Here is a 21,876-nt window from a genome sequence, read left to right as displayed (position 1 = left end):
GCGGCCAGGCCGAGCGAGCAGCGGTCGCCCAGGAGAGGAGACCCTCCATCGGACGCCTTTGCCGAGAGGCCGTCGACGGAGTAGTCCTCTGAAACCGGCGAAGTTGCACTTAAATCATCGGCCCGTGTTGAATCTTCAATCTGTGATGGAGACAGGCCCGCTTCACTCAAACCAAAGCAAGGAGTTACGGCCAAACAGAAATAAAAGAAGAAAAAAGCGACACGGACAGCCTTACTTCTAAAGAAATGCATATAGAACCTCCCCGATAGTTCACTCCAACATAATATTGCTAGCAAGTAACAATTTAAGGCCAAGATTTACCATACAAGTAAGGTCGACTACAACCAGCGCAGTCGACCTAGAGAATTCATATTGATATTAGCCAATTAAAGAAATAATGCGCGCAATATTCTGACCATATGTGTCACCCGGAACAGCCCAGCGGCCGTTTAAATCTTCCAAATATGGCGCAACTCCGAGAAAACCCTTAGACTGAAGGACTTCATATCGAGGATCCACACAAGTGTTATTCAACGCCGCACCAGTAGCATATCCTTTAAGATGCTGGACTTGGGCAAGCAAGCCCTGATATACATCGTCAAATCTAGCGCCTCCCGATTGTTGATTGACGGCGCCCAGTCCGGCGAAATTGCACTGATTCGGCTTTACGGAACCTCCAAATTGCAACCATCCAGTCTCAAGCATAGCCTGAGCAAAAACAACTTCCGGACGAACCCCTTCAGAAACAGCGGCTTCAACAATTAATGAACAAAAATCACGAATAGTAGGTGCTCCCTTTGAAACAAATTCGTCTGAGGGATATGTATGTCCTGTTGATTCATATAAGTTCACCATAGCATCAACTGAAGTCTGCAGACTTCCCATAATTGGAGTACCCTCCACCGTGACCTTGCGGGTCAGGTGCCTCTCGGCGGAGCCGTCGATCACGTCGAGGTAGACGGTGTACTCGCCCGGCTCGGTCGGGGTCCACTCGCAGGAGGAGGAAGCGGAGGGCTGCTGGGCGACGCCCCACTTGGCCCAGCCGCCCTTCTCCCAGACGAACTTGTACTTGAGGCCGGAGGCGTCGCCGGACACCTTGGCCTGCAGCTTGACCGGCTTGCCGCAGAGGGCGGAGCCCGAGACTTCGAGCGACTCGACGGAGCAGCGCTCGCCGACCGTGACCTTGCGGGTCAGGTGCCTCTCGGCGGAGCCGTCGATCACGTCGAGGTAGACGGTGTACTCGCCCGGCTCGGTCGGGGTCCACTCGCAGGAGGAGGAAGCGGAGGGCTGCTGGGCGACGCCCCACTTGGCCCAGCCGCCCTTCTCCCAGACGAACTTGTACTTGAGGCCGGAGGCGTCGCCGGACACCTTGGCCTGCAGCTTGACCGGCTTGCCGCAGCGGGCGTCGCCCGAGACTTCGAGCGACTCAAGAGACCAATTAACAACTTTGTATTTAGAAGTGCTAGTCACATATCCATTGGAGTCAATGACATCAGCATAGATCTCATATTCACCAGCCTGGGGCAGGGTCCAAGAAATCGACGGCGAAGTTAAGTCTTGACCGATTACACCCCAATTGGAATCACTCCAATCAGACCCAGCCCTATGCCAAACAAACTTATATCTAAGGCCATCAGTCTTGCCGCTAACATTTACACCGATTTTTACCGTTGACCCCGCATGTCCCAGTTCTTCCGAGAAGGAAATTCCATTGACGGAGTAGGGATGCGGGAACTGCGCGATGATTGCGGCAGCGTCAGCCTCGCCAAGACGGCGGCAACCATCGTCCGAGAAATAGTTGGCCACATCACCGTAATTCGAGATAAAGCCATGTTCGATAAGAATACCTGGAATTCCCTGCTCGCGAGCGCAGCGGATAACGGCGAACTCGTCGCCTACCTCCATTTGAAATACGCCGCGGTATGTTAGTCCCATAGCAGCAAGGTTGTTCATGACCTTGTTGGCAAGCTCAACAGAGACCTGCGTGTAGTCGGTGCCATTTGCGGTAGGAGCATAAACTTCTGCGCCGTGAGCCCCAGAAGACCCAGAGTTGATGTGAAAGCTAACAAAGGCCTGCGCGCCCTGATCAATGCAGCGCTGTACGCGGTAAAGATAATCATTGCTGGGATAGTAGCCAGACTGCTCGCGCGCAAGAACGATCTTAAAGCCGTAAGCTTCAAGTTTATTTTTGCAGGCTGTCATGATCTTCCAGGTAAGGTCGGCTTCACTCTTGCCATTACCCTGAGCGCCAGAATCCACCCCGCCATGTCCCGCGTCAAGTGCAATAACCCCCACATTACGTGCGGAGCGCTCAGCATAGGTGGAAATGCCATCGGGTGAATCGGCGCATTCCAATGCCTGCTGAATCGACTGGGCTTCAACGGCATTGCCATCGCCGTCCGCATAGTAAACAGAAGTGCCCTCGGAGCTCACGGAGCCATTAATGACCGTAAACGAATAATCCCTGTCAGAAAGATCCACCTCATGCTCAGAGCCATCGCCCTGCAAAGCATAGGTTATCGATGTGAGGAAATATGTATTAGATTCCAACTGCGAACCAAAAATAAAAGCAGCAGAATTATCAGCCGTTGCAGATGCTTCAATAGTCCCCTGAACCCCATTGGCACTTACATAGTTGAGAGTTGCGGAGGCAAGGCTATCGCCGTCATCGGGAGTAGCAAAGGCAACGACCTGATCAGTCCCGCTGGAAAGGCTCGGGTAGGCAAGATATACATACTGGAAAGAAGAATTGACCGGTTCAGCCTGCTGATGGTTCTCAGATACATCAACGCCAAAATCCTCATCAGCCGATTCGTCAACGTTCGTTGCCGGCGATGAATCATCAGCAGCGTCGACATCAACAGAACCCGCATCACGCGAGGCCTCGCCATCATCGTCTGCAGTAGCAGCGTCCACGGCAGCGTCCGCAGACGGGACGTTGCTCGCGGCGTAGGCAGCAGCCACAGGACCCATCAAGGATGAAATGGTCAAAAGACCAGCAAGAGAAAAAGCTGTTGAGGCACGCAATGCCTTTTTCATATTGAATCCCCCGTCACAAATAATGTTACTAAGAGAAGATTATCTTACAATCTCCTCTGCATCGGAAGTCCAGTTATTCGAAGCGCGGGAATTGTTATAAAGGCAGGCAGAAACCTGCTCTTATAAAAAGCAGGTTACGTTCTCAGCAAACTTTTGTTTTTTCGTCCTTCCATGGACACAGTGCTAGCTCTAGTTTTTGAAGCAATTAGCGGCGCCCCAAACAGCGCAAGTGCCAGTAACACGAAAATCCACTGAAGCACGCAATTCGTTTAAGCACGTGACGGACGACGAAAGCGTGTACGCAGCCGCGAAATACAGCAAAAAGCCCCATGTTTCGCTTGTATCAGAGGCGTCTGGGGCTTCATCGAAAGAGTAGCCTGGCTAACGCATTCAAGAAAAATAGAGCGTGGTCTTCATGAATCAAACGCCAGTATGCAACGCTCGCGCGCGTCTTTGAATCTTCTAATGAGCAAGAAGAGAGGGGTCTAGGAAAGACCTAATAGTTCTTGGAATCTGGGAATCGTCGAACTCACCATCTTTAAACAAGAGAATCATATAGCTTCTTATCGTTCTGTCTCGAAAAGATATGAGTGACCAGATGCACATCGTGGGCCTTTGAAATACAATCTTCGTCCCTTAAAGATTCAGCAACATAACAACCGCCCCAATCAAAAAACCGAGATAGCCCCGGCTGATAATCAAAGAGGCGGTTGGATTGGCAACACCTATTTGGACGATTCCGGGAGGGACAGCCCCGCCTCCCTGAACTCGACCGGCGACATGTAGCCCAGCGTCGAGTGGATCCTGAAATTGTTGCACCAGTGCACGTAGTCCGAGAGTTTGACCCGGAGCTCGCGCGTCGTGCCGAACGTCTCGCGGTGGACGAGCTCGGCCTTCAGTATCCTGTTGGTCGACTCGTCGACGGCGTTGTCGTAGGGGCAGCCCATGGCCGACAGCGACCTCTCTATGCCGAAGGCCTCGAGCATCAGGTCGATCTCGGCGTTGTCGAACTCGCTGCCGCGGTCCGTGTGGAAGACCTCGATGTCCGAGATCGGGAAGGAGAGCGTCGCGAACGCCGACCTGACCAGCCGGGCGTCCTTTGTGTTCTGGTGGCGAAGCTCCTGCGGTGGTACATTTCATTTTTCAGCGTCGCAAAGAACGACTCTGCGACGGCGTTGTCGTGGCAGTTGCCGGTACGGCTGCAAGAGAGGCGCACATGGTTGCCCCTGGCCCACTCAGCGAGCTTGCGGCTGGTGTACTGCGCCCCCTTGTCCGAGCGGAATATGGCGTTCTCTGCCACGTACCCGCGCGCACGCGCGCTCTCGAGGGCGCTGACGACGATATCGGCGGTCATGCGCTCGGACAGCGACCAGCCCACGAACATGCGGGTGTTCAGGTCGATCACCGTCGACAGGTAGAGCCAGCCCTGGCCGGTGCGCAGGTAGGTGATGTCGCCGACGAGCTTGTAGGTGGGCACCGGGCTCGTGAAGTCCCGCCTGATCAGGTCGGGCCTTGGCTTGGCGTCCCTGTCGGGGACCGTCGTCCTCTTCGACTTGTACGGCGTGCAGCCGCGGATCCCCAGCTCGCGCATGCACTTGCGCACACGGTACAGCGTGATGCCGCGCAGGCCGTCGGGCAGGAAGCACTTCACGAACCGCGCGCCGAAGCGCCTGTCGGACTCGAGCCACACGCGCCGCACGGCGTCGCGCGCCTCGGACCAGTCGTCGACGGGGCAGCCGTTGGAAACCCAGCTGCAGTGGCCCGACCGGCTCACCCCCAGCACCTTGGCCATCATCGCCACCGTGAAGTTGCCCTTCTCCGCCTCCATGAGCCTGTACCTGGCTAGAGTGCCTGCTCTTTGGCGAAGAAGGCCGCGGCTTTTTTTAGGAACGCGTTCTCCGCCTCGAGCTCGCGTATGCGCTTCCTCGCCTCGCGAAGCTCGCGCTCCTCGGCCCTCGGGTCGGGCTCGCCCCCCAACTCGCGCTTGCGCTTGAGCACCCAGTCGTTCACCGTCTTGGGGTTGAGCCCGAGCTCCCCGCAGACCTGGGTTATGGGGCGCCCCGTGGAGATGACGTAGTCGGCTGTCTCCCGCCTGAACTCGTCGGTGTACTTCTTCTGATTGGCGACCATGAGGCAATCCTTCCGTCCATCGGCTTGTATGCAGTCTAGGGCATCGCGGCCACACGATCCCTCCAGCCCGCGTGTCCGAAAAAACGATACAGGTCAGAGGTCGCCCCCGCGGCGCGGCGCCACGCGACGAAGTGCAACCGCAGGCTGATCGACCGCAGGGAGGCCATGGCCGCCGCCGGCAAGAGGCCGTGCATGGCCAACTGCGCCACGGCGCGCGAGATGGCGTGCTGGGTGTGGGCCATAGCCGGGATGGCGGCGGCGTAGCGCGCCGCCGCCCCCGGACACGGGTTCCGACCCCGTCGCGCGCCGCGCTCGAGGCCGTTGGGAGGCCACTCGAGTCCCTTTTCTGGGCGGCGGGAGACCGCCATGCCCGCATAAAGACTCCGATTTCGCCGCGAGGCCCCCAGCCGTAGCAACGAAATGCGCAGCCGAGAAGGCCACGCGCGGATATTAGAATGCCGAACGTGCGTCGAGCAGACACGCCCTCCAGCGGCGCGGTCGCAGGGTGAAGATAGGTAGGCCCGGCCGTGCGCGGTAGCTCCGCGGGCGGCCGGGCCGGTTTTGCCTCTTGGCAATGTTCAACTCATATTAAAAGGGAGGAGTCGACTGATCGGCCCCTCCCACGGCGTTTCGCCGTTTCTCTCTGCACATATTAGCACACGGAAGGAACGTCACCGCTTGCGCCCGTAGCCATCGATGAACCCCTCAATAAATCCGTATTTCTGCCGGTCACCGCTTCCGACGATCATCATGTACGTATCAACCCCGACAGCGCTCTCGAGCTTCTCGAGCTCCCGCAGGCATTTCCGAAGAAAATCTCTGGAACGCTTCTTCTGATGCGTTAGCAAGGTCAATAGGTAGGCCAGGAGAACGATGTAGTCGATTATGGAATTGAAATTCAACCTGTACCCGATAGAAAGATCCTCATCGAGAAGCTCGCCAACCGCGGCCAGGTTTCTGTCGGTCTTGGGATACTTAACCGATTGGCTGAACCTCGAATCAAATACCGCCCCGTTATGGGCGACCGCGTTCCTTAAGGGACGAATCGTCTCGACGATGTTGATGACGATGCCGGGGTTCGCATGTAAGAGACCTAGGTCGCTTGCGATATCGGCGAGGATTTCATCGGGAAGGCTTCTGCATACGCTTGTGAGATCGCCGAGGGTCATCACCTCGAAAATGCTCCAAACGGGCGCGTCATCGTCGCGATCGACATAATGCTTCACGAGATCGTTTTTGTAACTCCGTCTCACGATGTTCTGAAGCTGGCTCTTGAGCTTGAGCTTTTCCCCCATCTGCCCGTTCACGACCCTTCCGTTGACATCCCTGCATGTCCGGAGGCCGCGCTTTAAGAAGGTCGCCAGCCCGGGGTCCTCTATGTTCTCAAGTATTCTGGCCAAGACTATGTTTTTAACCGCCGTTTCGATGAACATTATCTCCGGGTAGATTGCAGCCTTGATGGCGGAATCGAACCCGTATATGTCCATGAGTGCATCGAACAAAGGGAGGGGGAGCGCATTTTTGGGCTTTCGGACAAACCGGAAGCCTTTATAGCCATGGAAATAGCCCATGTTTCTCAGCAGTATCTTTCTGTCGCTCCCCCGCAAATCCTCCATACCGTGATTCGTCCTCATGTGCTTCATGAGGGAATTGATGCTCATGCCCTTCTTCATCGAACCTCCCTTGGCCTCCTTCTAGGAAATTATATCCCAGCCCGCCTCGACGGGGCGAGCCTGTCGTTGGCGCCGGCCTATTTGTGTTTGTTAACGTCGTGATTGCGGGTTTGATCACATCCGATTTTCAGAATTGAGCACGATAGTTTTTCGGTTTTGAGCACGGCCACGCCGACCAGACCGCATGCCTTAACGTTGTCGGTGCGTCGTATCGGCAACGAGCAAAGGCAGGAGGGAATGATCGACGTGGACAAGATAGAGGACGCAGGTGGCGGGCTGCAGGCCATGCTCGAGGCCGAGCTCGCGCACAGGGACGCGACCAAGAGGGCACGGCTGCTCAGGCAGGCGAGGCTCCCCGTGCACAAGTCGGCCGAGGGGTTCGACTGGTCGCACGTGCGGTTCTCCGAGGGCTGGGGCCGCGACGACATGCTTTCGCTGGGCTTCGTCGGCGCCCGCGAGGACCTCGTGTTCTTCGGCAAGACCGGCAGGGGCAAGACCCACATGGCCGTGGCCCTGGCGATGCGCACGGCCGCCGCCATCTGGTCGTCGCCGAACACCGCGCCCCACCGGCTGAACTCCAGGTTCGTGGTGATGACCACCGACTGCCACTCGTAGGCGTCGGCGAACACCTAGAAGAGCGCGCGCCGTCGAGATCCAGCGGCAGGAAGCCGAGCTCGTCGATGACGAGCAGCCTAGCGCAGCCGATGAGCGCGGCCTCACGGTCAAGGCGCCCCTCGTCGCGGGCGCGCCGCAGCCGCATGACGAGCGATGACGCGGTGAAGAAGCGGGCCTCCATCCTCCGCTCGCACGCCAGCATGCACAGCGCCGAGGCCATGTGCGTCTTGCCGGTGCTGACGTCCCCCACCAGCACGAGGTCCTCGCAGAAACCAGTTTCATGGAGCGTTTCATTGAAAATCCCCCTAATCTAGCAACGGTTTAAAGTCTACTAGATTGGGGGGACGCGAGCCAAGTCGACAAAGGCAGTTAACCGGCGGCTATTCATGCCTCGATTTAGAACCGCTCGAGAATCTCCGCAGCATTCTCTCGCAGATAGATATCTAGGTCCGGCACGGCAAACTGCACGTAGCCCCTCTGTGGTGCCTGAATAACCTCTCTTTGTAGCAATTTGGCCCTAATAGAGCTGATCTCATTGGTCTTTTTACCCATGCGCTTAGCAATCTCGGCTGATTTGGACTGTTGTTTATCCTCGCACATCGCCAAAAGGTATTTGATATCGTTAAGTCCCAGTCCAGAAATCGCGGGCTCGTGAACAACATCGTGAAAACGAGCCTCTGCCAGCGCAATGCCTTCGGTGACATCGTGTTCGCTCACAATGGCACTTTTGGCACGATGCAAGTTGGCGCGCTGCCAAATGGAGTAACCGACCATTTGCACCAGATAGGCATAGCCCTTAGTGGTCTTAGCGGTTCTCGACAGCAGTTAAACCATTGTCTAAAGCGAGAAATACTCACTCTCGGCAGATAAGTTAGGCCCCAACCACGGATCACCCGTCAAGAAAAACTCCGGCCAGCGCTGCATAAACAGTGCCTGCTCGCGCTTCCAACGGCGCAGCTTCTCCTCGCTGGCCTCTTCCCTGCCGCGCGAAGTGAACTCGTAGTGGTACAGCTCGGCATAAGGCGTAAAGATGGTGCGGTAGCCCGCCTCCCATGCGCGCAGGCAAAAATCTGCATCGTTAAAGCCAACGGCGAGCTCCTCGTCGTAACCTTCAACCTGCTCAAACACCTCGCGTCGGACCATCTGGCAGGCGCCCGTTACGGCACTAAAGTTGCCCGGACGCACAGCGCGGGCAAGATAGCCCTCACGCTTTGCCGAGAAGTCCTGGTTAGCATGGGCAAGCGCACCACGCACGCCAACCAAAATGCCGGCATGCTGCACCAGATGATCGGCAAAATAGAGTTTGGCACCCACCACGCCCGCATCGGGACGCTGCAGATAACCCATCATCTCTTCGATAAAGTCCGGGCTTATGACCTCGGTATCGTTGTTGAGCAGCAGTAGATAGTCGCCCTTAGCATGCTCAACGCCAAAGTTGATGATCTGGGAGTAATTGAACTCACCCGGCCAGTACACAACGCGCGCAGTGCCCTTACCGCCAGACGTAGCGGTCACGCGCTCCGGCAGGATTTCGTAATACGCAAACGTCTCCGGGGCTTCGCTGTTGTTCTCCACCAAAACGATCTCGTAGTTGGCATACGTGGCCTTCTGAGCGATCGACATCACGCAGGCGTCGAGCGTCTCGACGTGATCCTTGGTGGGAATCACAATGCTCACCAGCGGTGCAGGCTCTGGCAGCGCATAGCGCATACGGTAGACAAACGGAGTTTCGGACTCCTCGACCGCTCCATGAACGCCCAGCGAGCCAAAGTGACGCTGCAGGGCCAGGCGTCCGGCCTCGATGGCATACGGTTTGCTGTCGGCGGATCCGTCGGCGGTCGACCCCGGATGCACGCGCCAGTGATACAACACGTGCGCAATATGCTCAAAGCGCGCACCCGCCGCCAAGCAGCGGAGCGTCAGGTCATAATCCTGGGCGCCCGCGACGTCTTCCGGTGACATGCCAATGCAATCGATGAGCGCCTTCTCCGCCATCAGAAAATGCGTCACGCAGTTATGGCTATAGAGCAGGTCGACGTTGAGCTGCGTCTTAAAGACCGGCTGGCCCCACTCCCCCGTTTTCTGGAACATGTCCTCGTCGCAGAACAGGACCTGGGGGCGCTCGCCCTCGGCCGCCTTATTCAGCGCGGAAACATACTGGAATAACGCGTCCGGTTCCAGGATGTCATCGTGGTCCAAGAACGCGATGTAGTCTCCAGTCGCTTGCTGAATACCCGCGTTGGTGTTGACCACAATGCCGCCGTTACCAGGCAGCTCAACACGACGGACGCGCTCCTCGTTGACGCCCGCCGCAAGATTGGCAACCGCATCCCATTCGGGCGAGGCGTCCATAAGCAGCAATTCCCAGTTGTCATAGCTTTGGGCGAGCACCGAGTCCAGCAGCTCGCGCAGGTAGACCAGATCGGTCTTGTAGCACGGCACCACAATGCTCACGAACGGTCTATAGGCAAAGGCCGCCGAAGCGACACGTTGGCACGCCAAATCGCCCGGCTTTGCGCGATGTTGCTCAAACCAACGTCGATAAGCTGCGTCGTCCGCACGCGCGTCCTTCATGCGGTTCCAACTGTCATCGACCATGCCGTTGTACAGGCGACCATCCATGGCGCAAAACCCGCTCTGGATCTGCTCTGTGGGATCGCTCACAATCGCGACAAAATCCCGTATATCCCGAGGCATCTCAACGCTCAGATACGTTTTATTGACGCGGCATCCGTTCTGCTGCGGCACATCGACCTGCGATTCAAACACATGCACGGTGGCATCAATCGCATTCATATGCGTATCGAAGCTCTGGAACTCAGGGGAGCACTGGGGGTCTCCCGCCCAGGCAACCTCATAGCGCCACACCGCGCCGGCGTCTGCCGGCAAATAGCGAATGGCATCGATCTCGTAGAGGCCGCAGTGTTCGCCACGCTGCGCATCGCGGATAAGCGCACACAGCGCAGGCCTTGCTTTGTAGTTAATCTTGGATTCCAGCTTGGCCACGCGGCTATCGAGGCGAATGGAGCCCAACCTTTGGCCACCGGATGCAAATGTGACGTCAATCGTAGAGCCGTCCAGAAAGGGAAGCACCAAGACGGCGAGCTCGCGCTCGTAATCGGAAACGGAAGGGCAAAGCGCCAGTACACGGCCATGATCGACCGGGAGCACCAGCGACGGCACAGAAGAACCGCTCGTCGTCGCATGGGCAAACGCTTGAGAACCCTCCCGCTCAATAAGCGCGGCGACATCCTGACCGGCAAAACGAAGCAGCACAAACAGACGACCCTGACTGCGGCAAAGTGCCAAACGCTTGATACTCATCTACACTTCTCGCTTTCCCAGGGCGTTCGCCGCCATGCGTTTGCAGGCACCAAGGCGCCCAAACCTCAAGACGTCGTAATCGAACATGAGCTTTTTGCATGCATGGGCATTGGGGGCCTTGCTGGTAAGCGCCGCACGCACCATAGCAGCAACAGAGAGAGCGCATTGTGCGAGCGCAGCATCACTGCCCACGGCAGAACCGTTAAGCGCCGCGGCAACGGCAGCAAACACCTTGCCGCAGTCCGAACCCAGCAACCTGAGCGCATCGTACAGTACCAGATCGCAGAGGAAGTACGCTAAGTCCTCGGCATGCTGGACATCGAGACCGTCGCGCTGCCAGTCAGCCATCACCGCAGAGTAAATCTTCACGTGCTCCAGCAGTCGCGTCTCGTCGTCATAGCGCATGGTGTCCATAAGCGAGCCCTTGCGCGCCACACGGTAGTCGTACAGTTTGTTCGAGATAAGCGCGGTCTTGCGCGAGCGACCGTACACGGCAAAATCGAAGACCTGGTCCTCGCCATACTTGACGGTTTCGTCGAACAAGATCCCGTTGCCCAGCAAAAACTCACGCTTGCAGGCGGTGCGCCATGCAAAGGGGCGAGATGCTTCCTTAAACAGCAGGTCAGAGCTATAGCCTTCAAACGACACATCGCGCGGGCTCAGCACATAGTTAAGCCACGGATACCCCGCCTCCAGCGGATACGGGTTCGCGCCAAAGGTCAAAACGTCGCAATCCTCACGCTCAAAAGCATCGACGATTACACGGCACGCATCGGGCGTAAAGCGGTCGTCAGAATCCAAGAACGCGACGATAGGCGCCGTGGACGCAGCAATGCCCGCATTGCGCGCGCTCGACAGGCCCCCGTTGGGCTTATCGACCAGCGTAAAGCGCGCGTCCTTTTCGCAATAGGCAGCCGCAATATCGCGCGAACCGTCCGGCGAGCCGTCGTTGACCAGCACGCCTTCCCAATCGGGCATGTCCTGCGCAAGCAGGGAGTCCAGGCACCAGGCCAGGCACTCCTCCACGTTATAGATGGGAACGACAACGGAAATCTTGGGGGTAGCCATAGTCAAGTGCTCCTACTGTGCGACCGGAACGTCATCGGGGTGCGGATTATCACCGTAGGTGCGCTGATACGTCAGTACGCGCCAGACCAGCGGCAGCCCGCCAATCTTAAAGTAATGCTTAAACGTATTGAGCTTGCCCGGCTTCTTAAAGTCAAAGCGCGAATCGATATAGGCGCGGGGCGACTTGACCATCAGGCGCAAGTCGGTCTCGCCACGCGGATCGAACAGCGACAGGTCAAAGCGACCGGCATCCCAATCGGCCTTGAGCTCGGACGAGGCTTTCTTCCAAAACTGTTCACGCAGTTCATTGACCAGACGCTCATCATTCCAACGGTACGTATCGACCTTCATGCGCATTAAAATGCCCTGGAGCTGAGCCTTAAGCTCGGGGCGTTCATCCAAAAAACGCTGCATCTCGGCATATTCGTCGCAAACGCAAAACACCTTGTTGGGCGAATTAACGGAGCTCTTCTCGTTATCCTGGCGATAGCACAAAATGGGGTCCGCAATAAACGCGGCACGCTCGGCGCAAGCCCAGACCTTAAAGTTAAAGCCTGCGTCCTGATACGAGGCGCCCGGCGTGGGAAGGAACCGAATCTGATTGTCATTGAGGAACTCGCGTCGATAGATAGCCGACCAAATGGAAGGTTTGCGGTAGAAGATGCCCGGGCGGTCGACGGGGCGATACGTGGCGCCCGTCATATGCTCGTCGATGATCCCAAACAGCTCACGGCGCTCGCTGGGCGTGGACCAATACAGGTAAAAGTCGCCCTTTACCACATCGGCATGCTCAGCATCGGCCTTGGCGACCAGCTTTTGGAGCGAATCCTCAAACATAAAGTCGTCGGACTCAAGGATGCCCACGTACTCACCGCGCGCCATCTCCAGGCCGCGGTTCATCGAGTCGCCGTAGCCGCTGTTGGCTTTGTCAATCATCTTTACACGGGAGTCGCGCTCCATGTACTCGCGGATGATATCCGGCGAGCTATCGGTGGAGCCGTCGTTGATACAGATGATCTCGATGTCCTTGAGCGTCTGCGCCACGGCGGAATCGAGGCACTCGCGCAGATAGCGTTCAACATTACAAATGGGGACAAGCAGCGAAACTTTAGGGGTATCAGAGTTCTGCAAAAGAACCTCCTGTTGAATAGCGTGTAACAGGGTTATTTTAGCAGCCGAGTTGCGGCGAGCGGCAGCGCTTGGAATTAGATAAAGCGCTCCAGGCAGGCTTTGAGACCGCGAGTCGAAAGATAGAACTGCGTGGCGTCTGCCATCGAAACGCCCGAGGTCGCCGCAACGAGCTTGTGGGCAACACGGCGAACGGCACCCTTAGCAGGCATATCCGCCCACTCCGTTCCCAAAAACGTCGTGAGATCCATGTTGACGCGAGCCGCCACGCGATGGAAGTCATCGGCATCCAAGCGCGCCAGGTCGAACACAATGAGGTCCAAAAACCAAGTTATCAGCTCGCCGGGGCACAGGCCTAAAAGACCGTAGGCCGCCCAGCCCTCCAAGACCTCCTCGAGCATCCTCATGTGGGCGTCAAGCTTTTTGGCACGAGCCTCGGCACTGTTGAACTCGTGCGTCGCCGATTCGCTCTCCATCACGTAGTGGTAGAACTTGTCCGGCATGACGACGGTCCTGCGGGCAAGCGCATAAGCCGCAAATTGGAAGACGACGTCCTCGCCCAAAGCCAAACCGGGGGCGAAGCGAATGCCTTCGCGATTGAGCAGCTCGCGCGAAAAAGCCGCACGGCAGGCATAGGGCTGCGCATTCGAATGGAACAGCAGTTGGGGATCACGGGCGCCGAAAGCACCAGCTTTGGTGCTCATGAGTTGCTGGACGCGTTTGGGGGCAGCATCGGCAGGTTCACAGACGCCGCCAAAAACGGCGGCCTCGGCATCTGCAGACTCCATGGCATACAGCACGCGCTCGACCGTCTGGGCATCGATGTAATCGTCGGCGTCCACAAAAAAGACGGTCTCGCCCTCGGCGGCATCGATACCGGCATTTCGAGCACACGAGACGCCCGCGTTTTCCTGGTCAATCACCAGCACGCGATCGTCTGCCTGCGCGATCTGGCACAACACGTTCAACGAATCATCAGTCGAACCGTCGTTGACGCAGACAACCTGAATCGCGCACTCGGACTGGGCCAACAGCGAATCGAGGCATCGCTGAATGGAGCGCGAAGAGTTGTAAACGGGGACGACAATGGTAGCTTTGGGGGTCAAAGTCTCTCCCATGCCAACCTACCCCCTCAGCGATTCGATGAGGAAGGCGGCGACCACGCCTGGGCCTCCAACCGAGGCGTAATACTTAGCACGCCCCAAGGCACCATCCGTCGCAAAACTCGGATGCTCGTCAACCCAGCCCTCAGGATCTTTGAGAATAGCAGCGAGATTCGCGCGCTTCCACGGCTTGAGGTCGTCAAGCGAAAAGTCCCCCGCGTCCAAGGCCGCCTGAAATTCCTTAGCCATCTGCACCAGGAACTCCTTATAGAACTTAGGCGCCAAGCGCACGTAGTTCCACATGTACGAATCGTACTTAATGAGCTGATTGAACTTGAGCATGCGCGCGACGTCATCACTTGCGTGGTCGCGGGCATAATCCTCTCGAATCCAACGCTCAATCTCGGCATACTCGGTATTGACGCAAAAGACCTTAGCCGAAGAATTGACCGAGGAATTCTCGTTGTCCTGGCGATACGACAACACGGCATCATGCAGGTAAATAGCCTTTTCGGCACACGCGATCACCTTAAAGGCAAATGACGTGTCCTGAAAGGATGCCCCCGGAGTCGGCAGGAACTTGATACCGTTGCGCTCAAGAAAATCACGACGGTACACGGCCGACCAAATCGACGGTTTTTGCTTAAAGAACTGCGTCGTATTGCTGGGATGCACCGGTTTGCCACAATCCCTTGCCTTAAACATCTCGTGCAGCGAACGGCGCTCCTCGGGCTTAGACCAGTAGAAATCAAAGTTCGCCTTCGCAAAGTCGGCATTATTGCTATCGGCGGCCGAGACAAGCTTTTCGAGTGCGTCGGGCGCCATAAAGTCATCGGACTCCAAGATGCCAACGTACTTACCACGCGCCATCTCCAGACCGTGGTTCATCGAGTCGCCGTAGCCGCTGTTGGCCTTGTCGATCATCTTGACGCGCCCATCGCGCTCCATATACTCGCGGATAATCGCCGGCGAGTTGTCGGTCGACCCGTCGTTAATGCAGATGATCTCAATATCCTTGAGCGTCTGCGTCAGGGCGGAATCGAGACACTCGCGCAGGTAGCGCTGAACATTGTAAATGGGGATAAGCAGCGACAGAACAGGGCTGCCAGAGGCGTTAGTAGACAAATGTGCTCCTTAGGAAATACCTGTCGTTTCATGGTATCAAAGGGTCAGCGCGCCAGCGGGCGTTTATATAATCTATGGAGCCTCTTGCGGGCAAAGTAGCCGCACGTCATGCGGCGGGCCCATGGCAGGTTCCTGCGTTTTATTCAAAGCTTGTCGCCAAGGTGCGCCGAGCCTTTACAATAAGACAGTCCCAAGGACGTATTCGATAGCTTCCGTGCAGCGCATGCGCGCCGCGCGTGAAAGGATATATTGCCCCATGCCTTCAACCCTTCCCGCCCCCATCGATAAGCTCGCCATCGTCGTCGTTACGTACAAGCGCCAGGAACTCCTGGCCAACTTGTTCGACTCCATGACCGAGCTCACGGCAACGCCCTGGCGCATCGTGATTGTCGATAACGAGAATTCGCGCGAGACCGAGGCCATGTGCACCGCATTTAACGAGCGCCTGGCCAACCTGTGGGGCATCGACGCCGAGCAGCCCGACGCGCAGGGCGGCACCGACCGTGTCATCTACGCCCCGCAGCTCGAAAACGGCGGCGGTGCGGGCGGCTTCTCCGCCGGCACTAAATGCGCATACGATCTGGGAGCCCAGTGGTTCTGGGTCATGGACGACGACGTGCTCGTCATTCCCGAAGGCATCGAGCGCTTGGCCAAGTGGACCGACCGCTACGATGTTATCCAGGGTTCGCGCCTGGACTTTGACGGCGGCGCCTTCTTTTGGCAATACCAGCTCATTCTTTCGCTCGGCATCCCTAACCCCATCGCCAAGTGGGATCTGGGTCCCGAGGGCTACCGCACCATGAACCAACTGTGCTTTGAGGGCGGTATGTTCTCGCGCCGCGTGGTCGACAAGATTGGCCTGCCCGACGCGCGCTTCTTTATCTACGGCGACGATGCCTGCTACGGCTACGTTGCCAGCCAACACTTCCCCGCCGCCGTGGTCGCCGACGTGGTGCTCAAGCGCGCCCGCGCCGTCTCTAACTGGGATATCGCCGGCAAGCGCCAGCTCAACTCCACGAGCGACACCAACCGTTACTACATCATGCGCAACCGAGGCTTCCTCGCTCGCTATATGCAGATCTACGGTGACTACCACCCCATGCTGTTCCGCCTGGGCAATGCCGCGACCTTCTGCAAGGAATTCATTCGTCTGGCAGCAGTCGACAAATGCTTTAAGACCGGTATTCCGGCGCTGCGCCGCGGCATGAAGGACGCCCGCAAGATCATCAAGGACCCCAACTGGAAGCCCATGCCGCCCCTGAAGGACGCCGAGTAGTAAAGGGCTTTCGCCCGCCGCTATAGTCGTTGACACACCACGGACACACGCTGACCGTCAAAACCAAAGCCCCAACGCATGCGCCCGACGGCGGGGCGCGGCACGCGGATATCATCGATGCCGTCGCGCTCTATGTCGAGCAGCGCCTGAACCGCCAACAGTTCCAGGCCCAGGGCATCGACGCCAGGGTCGTACAACATGTTGATCGTAATGAGCGGTCGCTCATCGAGCATGCCGAGCGTGTCGGCCACGTCAAACACCCGACCGGTGGGAATCACCTGGATATCCCAGCGATCCGAGACGCCACTTCGCTTGGAGCTGGGATTGCAATAGCCGGGCAATCCAAAGCAGAGCCCCTGAAGCGCCAGATGATAGGCTGTCGGCATATCTGATTGGCCCACATCGATGCCCAGATCGCCGATAGCACAGCTCAAAGCTTGCTTTACAGTGTCCTCGTCTCCTCGACACAGGCCGTCATGGAACGAGTCGATAACTCCAACATCCTCAACGGCGCACTCAAACCATTCCAGAATTACAAGACGGAGCGCCTGACGCACTTCGTTGTTAGGCAGACGCAGGGAACGAAGGCACGCGCCGTCCTCCGAATGCCCCGTCATGTCCGTCGTAAGAAATCCAGACAGATACAGCGCAGTCCAGATATCTTCGGGCTTGGCGACATCGACCTCCTCGGCATGCATATGCACTGGCGCCTCAATAAACCCATGCGGCTCAACCAAATCGAACAGTGCGGACAGGCGCATAAGATTCCAGTCGCCGACGCATGCGCTCAGACGGTCGGCGTAACCATACAGATCTGCCCGAACGGGCGCGACGCAACCGCGATGTGCGTAGTCCACCACGCGCTCCGGGATCGAGCAATAAAAACCACCAAACAGATAGCCCTCAAGCCACTCACGCGCGTCATCCAGACAGCCGTTGCGACCGATGCGATCCAACAGCACCTGGACTTCGTCGTCCGAAAAACCGAACCATCGATCACACCAGCTCGACAGCGGTGTCGCCGACCGATAGGAAACCCCACGTTGGGACAACGCGAACTCGGCAGGACCGGGGCGCTCGCCCATAAGACACGTCAATCGCAACGAGTCGCCGGCGCCGGCAATGGTGTCGAACAACATTCGGCTGAGCGACTCTAGGGGATCAACGCTACCGTCGTCCTTAGCGCCCAAACGCTTTGGACATACTGCGTCGTAGTCGTCTATCAGAAGAACAACCTGCTCATCGAAAGCTGTCTGAAGCAGTTTAATAAGCACGCCAAGCGCCGCATCGATCTCCTTATCGCCGGCCACCCCACGCGCCGCCCTCTCGATAAGACGGACCTCACGTCTTGACAGATCAGGCGCGTCAAGCAGCGGCAGCAATCGGGCGCACTCGTGCGCGACAGCGCTGCGAATAGCCGCCGCAGCATCGGTGTCGCGCCTCGCAGCGGCAGCTGAAAAGTCGAGCATGATGACCGGGTAACACGCGTACTCATCACGATAGCGACCACCGCCCGCCTGCCAAATCTGGGTGCCGACGAACGGGCTTCGATCCGGCCGTCGGTGATCAGATCGTTCCAAATAGCATTTGAGCATCGATAGATTCATGCTCTTGCCAAAACCCTTGGGCCGACAACAAAGCGCAACAGGTGCTTCGCTGTCCAATATATCGGCAATAAACATAGTCTTATCGACGAGTAAACACCAATTGATTGCATCAGAAAAGTCGTGCACTTCAACCGGCAGAGCTGCGTTATCCGCATAATTGAGCAACCGCGCGCCAAACGCATGAGCAACACCATAATTCGCCTGTTCAGACACCGTAAACTCTCCCTCTAACGCAGCACGATGCCCATTGTAGCGAGCGGGTAGAGCGCAACAATATCGACATGAAAACGTTTCGGGCAGCGGTAGCAACAGACCCCCGAGGGGGCATAACAAATCGTTGCACAACAAAAACGGGGCCCGATGCCGCCGCACCGGACCCCGTCCCAAACTCTTATAGAAAACGATCTGGAAGATTACTCCTCCAAGCCGTCCTCCCCAGAAGCCTTCTTTTGCTGATCGAGCTTATGCTTACCACTTACGATAGACGTAGCGCCCAGCGTGGCCAAGCTCGCACTGGCAAGGCTCGCCATCACAATCAGATCGCCCGTCTTGGGCATGTTACCGCCCGAAGACTTGGTAGTTGTAGTCGTCGTGGTCGTGGTGGTCACCGTTTTGGAGTCATTTTGCCCCTGGACCTGGTCATCGGTGTTGCCCTTACCGCTGTTCTCGCCCTGCTGCTTTCCGCCCTCGGTCTTGCTCTCGTCCTCGTCCTTCTTCTGTTCGGACTTGTCGCTCTTCTCCTCAGAGCTAGAACCCTTATCGGATTTGGTCTTCTCGGGAGCCTTGTCCTTGGAGCCACCCTTTGCGGCTTCGGTCTTTTCCGTGGAAACCTGATCAGAGTTGTCCTTGTTCTGGGTCGAGCCGTTATTGACGCCAGCCATCAGCGAAGAGCCCAGCGTAGAACCAAGCTGCACGGAGAAAGAAGGCTTCTTGTCAGGCGAAGCAGCGGGAGCGTCCGGCGCCTTATTCGAGTCATCCTTGGAAGCATCGGAATCAGGGGTTGCGTCAGAGCCGGAGCCGTTGTTAGAGCCGGCGCCAACGGACGAATCGCTCGAGCCGGTGGATGAGTTAGAGGTATCAGCGTCGGTCGAACCAGAGGCGGCGCTGTCCGTATTGCCGGCAGAGCTTGAAGACGAATCGCCCGCAGCAGAGCCGTTCGAAACTGAGCCGTTCGAGGTAGAGCCGTTGTTGGTAGTGCCACCAGCAGAGCCATCACCGTCAGAATCGGTCGAGGGCGCATCCATCCTGTCATCGTTAGCATCGTCACGCGAGTCGTCATTCGAATCAGGCGCCGGCGTAGGCTCGGGCTGCACGGGCGTCGCAGCGGCAGCGGCCTCGTCCTCGGCGATATAAACCAAGCAGTCCTTCAGCTCGTTGCGGTAGCGATTCTTCCAGCCCTCATGATACTGGGGCTGGCTCGAATACTTGGTCGCCACGTTATTGACCACACTGTTGGAAAGCGCCGTCACAAACTCGCGGTCGGACATATCGTTGGAGAGATTCGCCCAGCGGAAGAAGTCCCTGCAACCACCGGTGCCGCACATGTTGGTGATGCTCCACACCATGCCCTTAACGCAATCGGCACGGCCCGAAATATCAATACCCAGGCCACTCTTGAGCCACGCCTCGGTCACCGCATAGTACGAGTTGTACGCATACGCATCCTGCAGAGCCGAGAACTCAACAGGGTCGGTGTTATAAGCACCTTGGAAGGCCTCCTGCGCAATACGGCCCAACTCGGTGAGCTGGCCGTTCTCGTACATGGCATTGCTCGTGTTGGAAATCTCGCTGCCGCGATCAGTCGCATCCTTGAGCATGCTGTATTTTTCGGGGTTGTAGTTGTAGGCCTGCTTCATAAACGGAATGAGCGACCAACGACGGTCGAACTGGTAATAGCCCAGCGCGTTATAACCGTCACCGTACGAAAAGCCCTGGTTATAGTTGCCGTGACTCTCATATTTGGTGAAGTACTTCATCTCGGGAGTCACGTTAACAAACGAAACGCCCTGGACCGACCTCAGCACACCCGAAAAGGACTGCTGGGTATAGAGACCCTTATCGATATCGGTCGCATCCGAGGCAACGCCCGGCGTGGGCTCCTCGGCAGCGGCGGGTGCCGGCGCGGAAACGGCGCCAAACGAAAGCGCCAGCGTCAGGCCCGCGACAATCGCAGAATGCTTGGGCTGCATAAGATCCTCCCTGCATTGGTGTAGTTAAAGTGCAGTTTGCAAAGATAAAAATAAGTATTGCAGCTCGCCCGTTGTTGCACAACAACCCCTCGGTAAACGGCAACAACCCTCCGCGAAATCTTAAGGAATTGCGCTCAACCTACAGCTTGATGTCAAAGTTAATCTCGGGGACGGCAGCAAGGTCGGCCAACGTCACGCCGTCGACGTACTTTTCGATCACGTCGTCCAGACCGCGCCAGAATTTGACGGTCGAGCAGAGATCGCTGCGGGCGCAGCTGTTGTCGATGCCATCGCACGCCACCGGAGCCGTGCTGCCCTCGACGGCGCGCAGGATGTCGCCAGCACGCACCTCGGAGGGATCCTTGGCCATCATGTAGCCGCCGCCCTTGCCGCGCACGCTCTTAAGCAGGCCAGCCTTCATAAGCGGACGAACCAGCTGTTCCAGATACTTCTGCGAAATGTGCTCGCGGTCGGCAACCTCGCGCAGAGCAATCTTGCCCTCGGCGTCACCGAGCGCCGCGATATAGATCATCAGTCGGAGGGCATAGCGGCCCTTAGAAGAAATGAGCATACCTACCCTACCATCGTTACTGGGACAAAACCAGGCTTGTTTGTCCCAAATCCTATGCAAGCGGAGCAAACAAACCTGATTATTATGTCCCTCATCTAAAAAGTCGAGTGGATTAGTCGGGTTTTCCCTTGACTAACGCCGAACCCATAGTAACTTTATTCCGAGAAGATTCCTAGGGTTTAGCACACCTATGAGTACACCATATACAGAGAGGGACAGCATGAGCGCAAATCCGCTGCTTTCCATCGAAGGTCTGACCGCCTCCGTGGACGAGAAGACCATCCTCCACAACGTCAACCTCAACGTCGCCGCCGGCGAGACCCACGTGCTGATGGGCCCCAACGGCGCCGGCAAGTCCACCCTCGGCCACCTGGTCATGGGCGACCCCGTTTACACGGTCAACGACGGCCGCATCGTCTTTGACGGCCAGGACATCACCGGGCTCACCACCGACAAGCGCTCGCGCGCCGGCCTGTTCCTGAGCTTCCAGGCCCCGGTCGAGATCCCCGGCGTGCCACTGTCGAGCTTTTTGCGCGCCAGTATCGCCGGCCGCCCCGGCCTGGAGATGAAGGGCAAGGAATTCCGTCGTCGCGTCAAGGAGCTCGCGGCCGAGCTCAACATGGATACCGCCTACCTCAACCGCGAGCTAGGCGTGGGCTTCTCGGGCGGCGAGAAGAAGAAGGTCGAGATGCTCCAGCTCCTGTTGCTGCAGCCCAAGCTCGCCATCCTCGACGAGACCGACTCGGGCCTGGACGTCGACGCGCTTTCCACCGTCAGCCACGGCATGGACGCCTACCGCAAGAGCTGCGACGGCTCCATGCTCATCATCACGCACAACACGCGCATCCTGGAGCACTTGGATGTCGACCGCGTCCACGTTATGGTCAAGGGTCACATCGTGCGCGAGGACGACGCCTCGCTCATCCCCTGGATCGACAAGAACGGCTTTGAGACCTTCGAGCGCGAGGCCGCCGAGCAGCGCGCCCAGGCCGAGGCCGCCGCTGCCGAGCAGCAGGCGTAAAGGGGCG

16 protein-coding genes and 3 pseudogenes are annotated in these 21,876 nt (G+C 57.6%); 3 read left to right on the top strand and 16 right to left on the bottom strand.

The annotated features are described in order from the left end of the window. From PMX72_RS00180 to PMX72_RS00155, 6 genes and pseudogenes are all read right to left on the bottom strand, one after another. Positions 1–251, bottom strand: a 251-nt coding sequence (locus PMX72_RS00180) for a hypothetical protein (protein WP_271746106.1), incomplete at its 3' end; no start/stop codon positions are given. A gap of 127 nt (positions 252–378) precedes the next feature. Then, positions 379–3,039 carry an N-acetylmuramoyl-L-alanine amidase gene (locus PMX72_RS00175; protein WP_271746105.1) on the bottom strand — a complete coding sequence of 887 codons (2,661 nt, stop codon included), beginning with the start codon at positions 3,037–3,039 and terminating at the stop codon, positions 379–381. Between the two features lie 725 nt (positions 3,040–3,764). Continuing rightward, positions 3,765–4,025, bottom strand: coding sequence for an IS3 family transposase (locus PMX72_RS00170; RefSeq protein WP_233508905.1), 261 nt, complete (start codon positions 4,023–4,025; stop codon positions 3,765–3,767). Between the two features lie 119 nt (positions 4,026–4,144). Then, a pseudogene (locus tag PMX72_RS00165) lies at positions 4,145–4,903 on the bottom strand (IS3 family transposase); the annotation flags it as partial. Continuing rightward, positions 4,882–5,169, bottom strand: a complete 288-nt coding sequence (locus PMX72_RS00160; protein ID WP_458795897.1) for a transposase — start codon at positions 5,167–5,169, stop codon at positions 4,882–4,884. The pseudogene PMX72_RS00165 and the gene PMX72_RS00160, both read right to left, overlap by 22 nt. A 671-nt stretch (positions 5,170–5,840) precedes the next feature. Continuing rightward, positions 5,841–6,842 carry an Abi family protein gene (locus PMX72_RS00155; protein WP_271746104.1) on the bottom strand — a complete coding sequence of 334 codons (1,002 nt, stop codon included), beginning with the start codon at positions 6,840–6,842 and terminating at the stop codon, positions 5,841–5,843. A 237-nt stretch (positions 6,843–7,079) separates the two neighbouring features. On the opposite strand from PMX72_RS00155, the pseudogene PMX72_RS00150 reads away from it, so the two are divergent. Then, positions 7,080–7,310 (top strand): annotated as a pseudogene (locus tag PMX72_RS00150) (hypothetical protein); the annotation flags it as partial. A gap of 232 nt (positions 7,311–7,542) precedes the next feature. Here the strand turns inward: PMX72_RS00150 and PMX72_RS00145 are convergent. From PMX72_RS00145 to PMX72_RS00115, 7 genes and pseudogenes are all read right to left on the bottom strand, one after another. Beyond that, positions 7,543–7,677: pseudogene (locus PMX72_RS00145) on the bottom strand (ATP-binding protein); the annotation flags it as partial. Positions 7,678–7,853: 176 nt separating this feature from the next. Further along, positions 7,854–8,174 (bottom strand): hypothetical protein, encoded by a 321-nt coding sequence (locus tag PMX72_RS00140; protein WP_187361856.1) that lies wholly within the window; start codon positions 8,172–8,174, stop codon positions 7,854–7,856. A 120-nt stretch (positions 8,175–8,294) separates the two neighbouring features. Then, on the bottom strand, positions 8,295–10,781 hold the full coding sequence (locus tag PMX72_RS00135) for a glycosyltransferase family 2 protein (protein WP_271729528.1): 2,487 nt from the start codon (positions 10,779–10,781) through the stop codon (positions 8,295–8,297). Then, complete coding sequence (locus PMX72_RS00130) at positions 10,782–11,849, bottom strand: glycosyltransferase family 2 protein (protein WP_271729527.1); 1,068 nt, start codon at positions 11,847–11,849, stop codon at positions 10,782–10,784. A 12-nt stretch (positions 11,850–11,861) separates the two neighbouring features. After that, positions 11,862–12,980, bottom strand: coding sequence for a glycosyltransferase family 2 protein (locus tag PMX72_RS00125; protein WP_271729526.1), 1,119 nt, complete (start codon positions 12,978–12,980; stop codon positions 11,862–11,864). A 74-nt stretch (positions 12,981–13,054) separates the two neighbouring features. Further along, positions 13,055–14,095: a glycosyltransferase family 2 protein gene (locus PMX72_RS00120; RefSeq protein WP_271729525.1), complete on the bottom strand. Its 1,041-nt coding sequence runs from the start codon at positions 14,093–14,095 to the stop codon at positions 13,055–13,057. 6 nt (positions 14,096–14,101) lie between these two features. Further along, complete coding sequence (locus PMX72_RS00115) at positions 14,102–15,205, bottom strand: glycosyltransferase (protein ID WP_271729524.1); 1,104 nt, start codon at positions 15,203–15,205, stop codon at positions 14,102–14,104. A 256-nt stretch (positions 15,206–15,461) separates the two neighbouring features. On the opposite strand from PMX72_RS00115, the gene PMX72_RS00110 reads away from it, so the two are divergent. Continuing rightward, entirely contained in the window at positions 15,462–16,481 is a 1,020-nt protein-coding gene (locus tag PMX72_RS00110) for a glycosyltransferase (RefSeq protein ID WP_271729523.1), read from the top strand. A 20-nt stretch (positions 16,482–16,501) separates the two neighbouring features. Here PMX72_RS00110 and PMX72_RS00105 read toward each other — a convergent pair whose 3' ends face one another. The 3 genes from PMX72_RS00105 to PMX72_RS00095 all read right to left on the bottom strand — a co-directional run bounded on the left by PMX72_RS00105 (position 16,502) and on the right by PMX72_RS00095 (position 20,848). Then, positions 16,502–18,214, bottom strand: a complete 1,713-nt coding sequence (locus PMX72_RS00105) for an AAA family ATPase (RefSeq protein WP_271729534.1) — start codon at positions 18,212–18,214, stop codon at positions 16,502–16,504. Between the two features lie 287 nt (positions 18,215–18,501). Continuing rightward, positions 18,502–20,277: a VgrG-related protein gene (locus tag PMX72_RS00100; RefSeq protein ID WP_271729522.1), complete on the bottom strand. Its 1,776-nt coding sequence runs from the start codon at positions 20,275–20,277 to the stop codon at positions 18,502–18,504. Positions 20,278–20,416: 139 nt separating this feature from the next. Further along, positions 20,417–20,848 (bottom strand): RrF2 family transcriptional regulator, encoded by a 432-nt coding sequence (locus PMX72_RS00095; protein WP_089572008.1) that lies wholly within the window; start codon positions 20,846–20,848, stop codon positions 20,417–20,419. Positions 20,849–21,068: 220 nt separating this feature from the next. On the opposite strand from PMX72_RS00095, the gene sufC reads away from it, so the two are divergent. Beyond that, positions 21,069–21,869, top strand: coding sequence for a Fe-S cluster assembly ATPase SufC (gene sufC / locus PMX72_RS00090; RefSeq protein ID WP_271729521.1), 801 nt, complete (start codon positions 21,069–21,071; stop codon positions 21,867–21,869). The last annotated feature ends 7 nt before the right edge of the window (positions 21,870–21,876 follow it).

Source organism: Collinsella aerofaciens (assembly GCF_028207065.1).
Lineage (GTDB): Bacteria > Actinomycetota > Coriobacteriia > Coriobacteriales > Coriobacteriaceae > Collinsella > Collinsella aerofaciens_AR.
The sequence above is the reverse complement of the archived record's forward strand: the minus strand, read 5'-3'. Positions and strand labels throughout refer to the sequence as shown.

Excerpts from the sequence above, each read along its gene's own strand:
- PMX72_RS00175 (WP_271746105.1), bottom strand. The coding sequence starts at position 3,039 with ATGAAAAAGGCATTGCGTGCCTCAACAGCTTTTTCTCTTGCTGGTCTT.
- PMX72_RS00170 (WP_233508905.1), bottom strand. The coding sequence starts at position 4,025 with ATGCTCGAGGCCTTCGGCATAGAGAGGTCGCTGTCGGCCATGGGCTGC.
- PMX72_RS00160 (WP_458795897.1), bottom strand. The coding sequence starts at position 5,169 with ATGGTCGCCAATCAGAAGAAGTACACCGACGAGTTCAGGCGGGAGACA.
- PMX72_RS00155 (WP_271746104.1), bottom strand. The coding sequence starts at position 6,842 with ATGAAGAAGGGCATGAGCATCAATTCCCTCATGAAGCACATGAGGACG.
- PMX72_RS00135 (WP_271729528.1), bottom strand. The coding sequence starts at position 10,781 with ATGAGTATCAAGCGTTTGGCACTTTGCCGCAGTCAGGGTCGTCTGTTT.
- PMX72_RS00130 (WP_271729527.1), bottom strand. The coding sequence starts at position 11,849 with ATGGCTACCCCCAAGATTTCCGTTGTCGTTCCCATCTATAACGTGGAG.
- PMX72_RS00120 (WP_271729525.1), bottom strand. The coding sequence starts at position 14,095 with ATGGGAGAGACTTTGACCCCCAAAGCTACCATTGTCGTCCCCGTTTAC.
- PMX72_RS00110 (WP_271729523.1), top strand. The coding sequence starts at position 15,462 with ATGCCTTCAACCCTTCCCGCCCCCATCGATAAGCTCGCCATCGTCGTC.
- PMX72_RS00100 (WP_271729522.1), bottom strand. The coding sequence starts at position 20,277 with ATGCAGCCCAAGCATTCTGCGATTGTCGCGGGCCTGACGCTGGCGCTT.
- PMX72_RS00095 (WP_089572008.1), bottom strand. The coding sequence starts at position 20,848 with ATGCTCATTTCTTCTAAGGGCCGCTATGCCCTCCGACTGATGATCTAT.
- sufC (WP_271729521.1), top strand. The coding sequence starts at position 21,069 with ATGAGCGCAAATCCGCTGCTTTCCATCGAAGGTCTGACCGCCTCCGTG.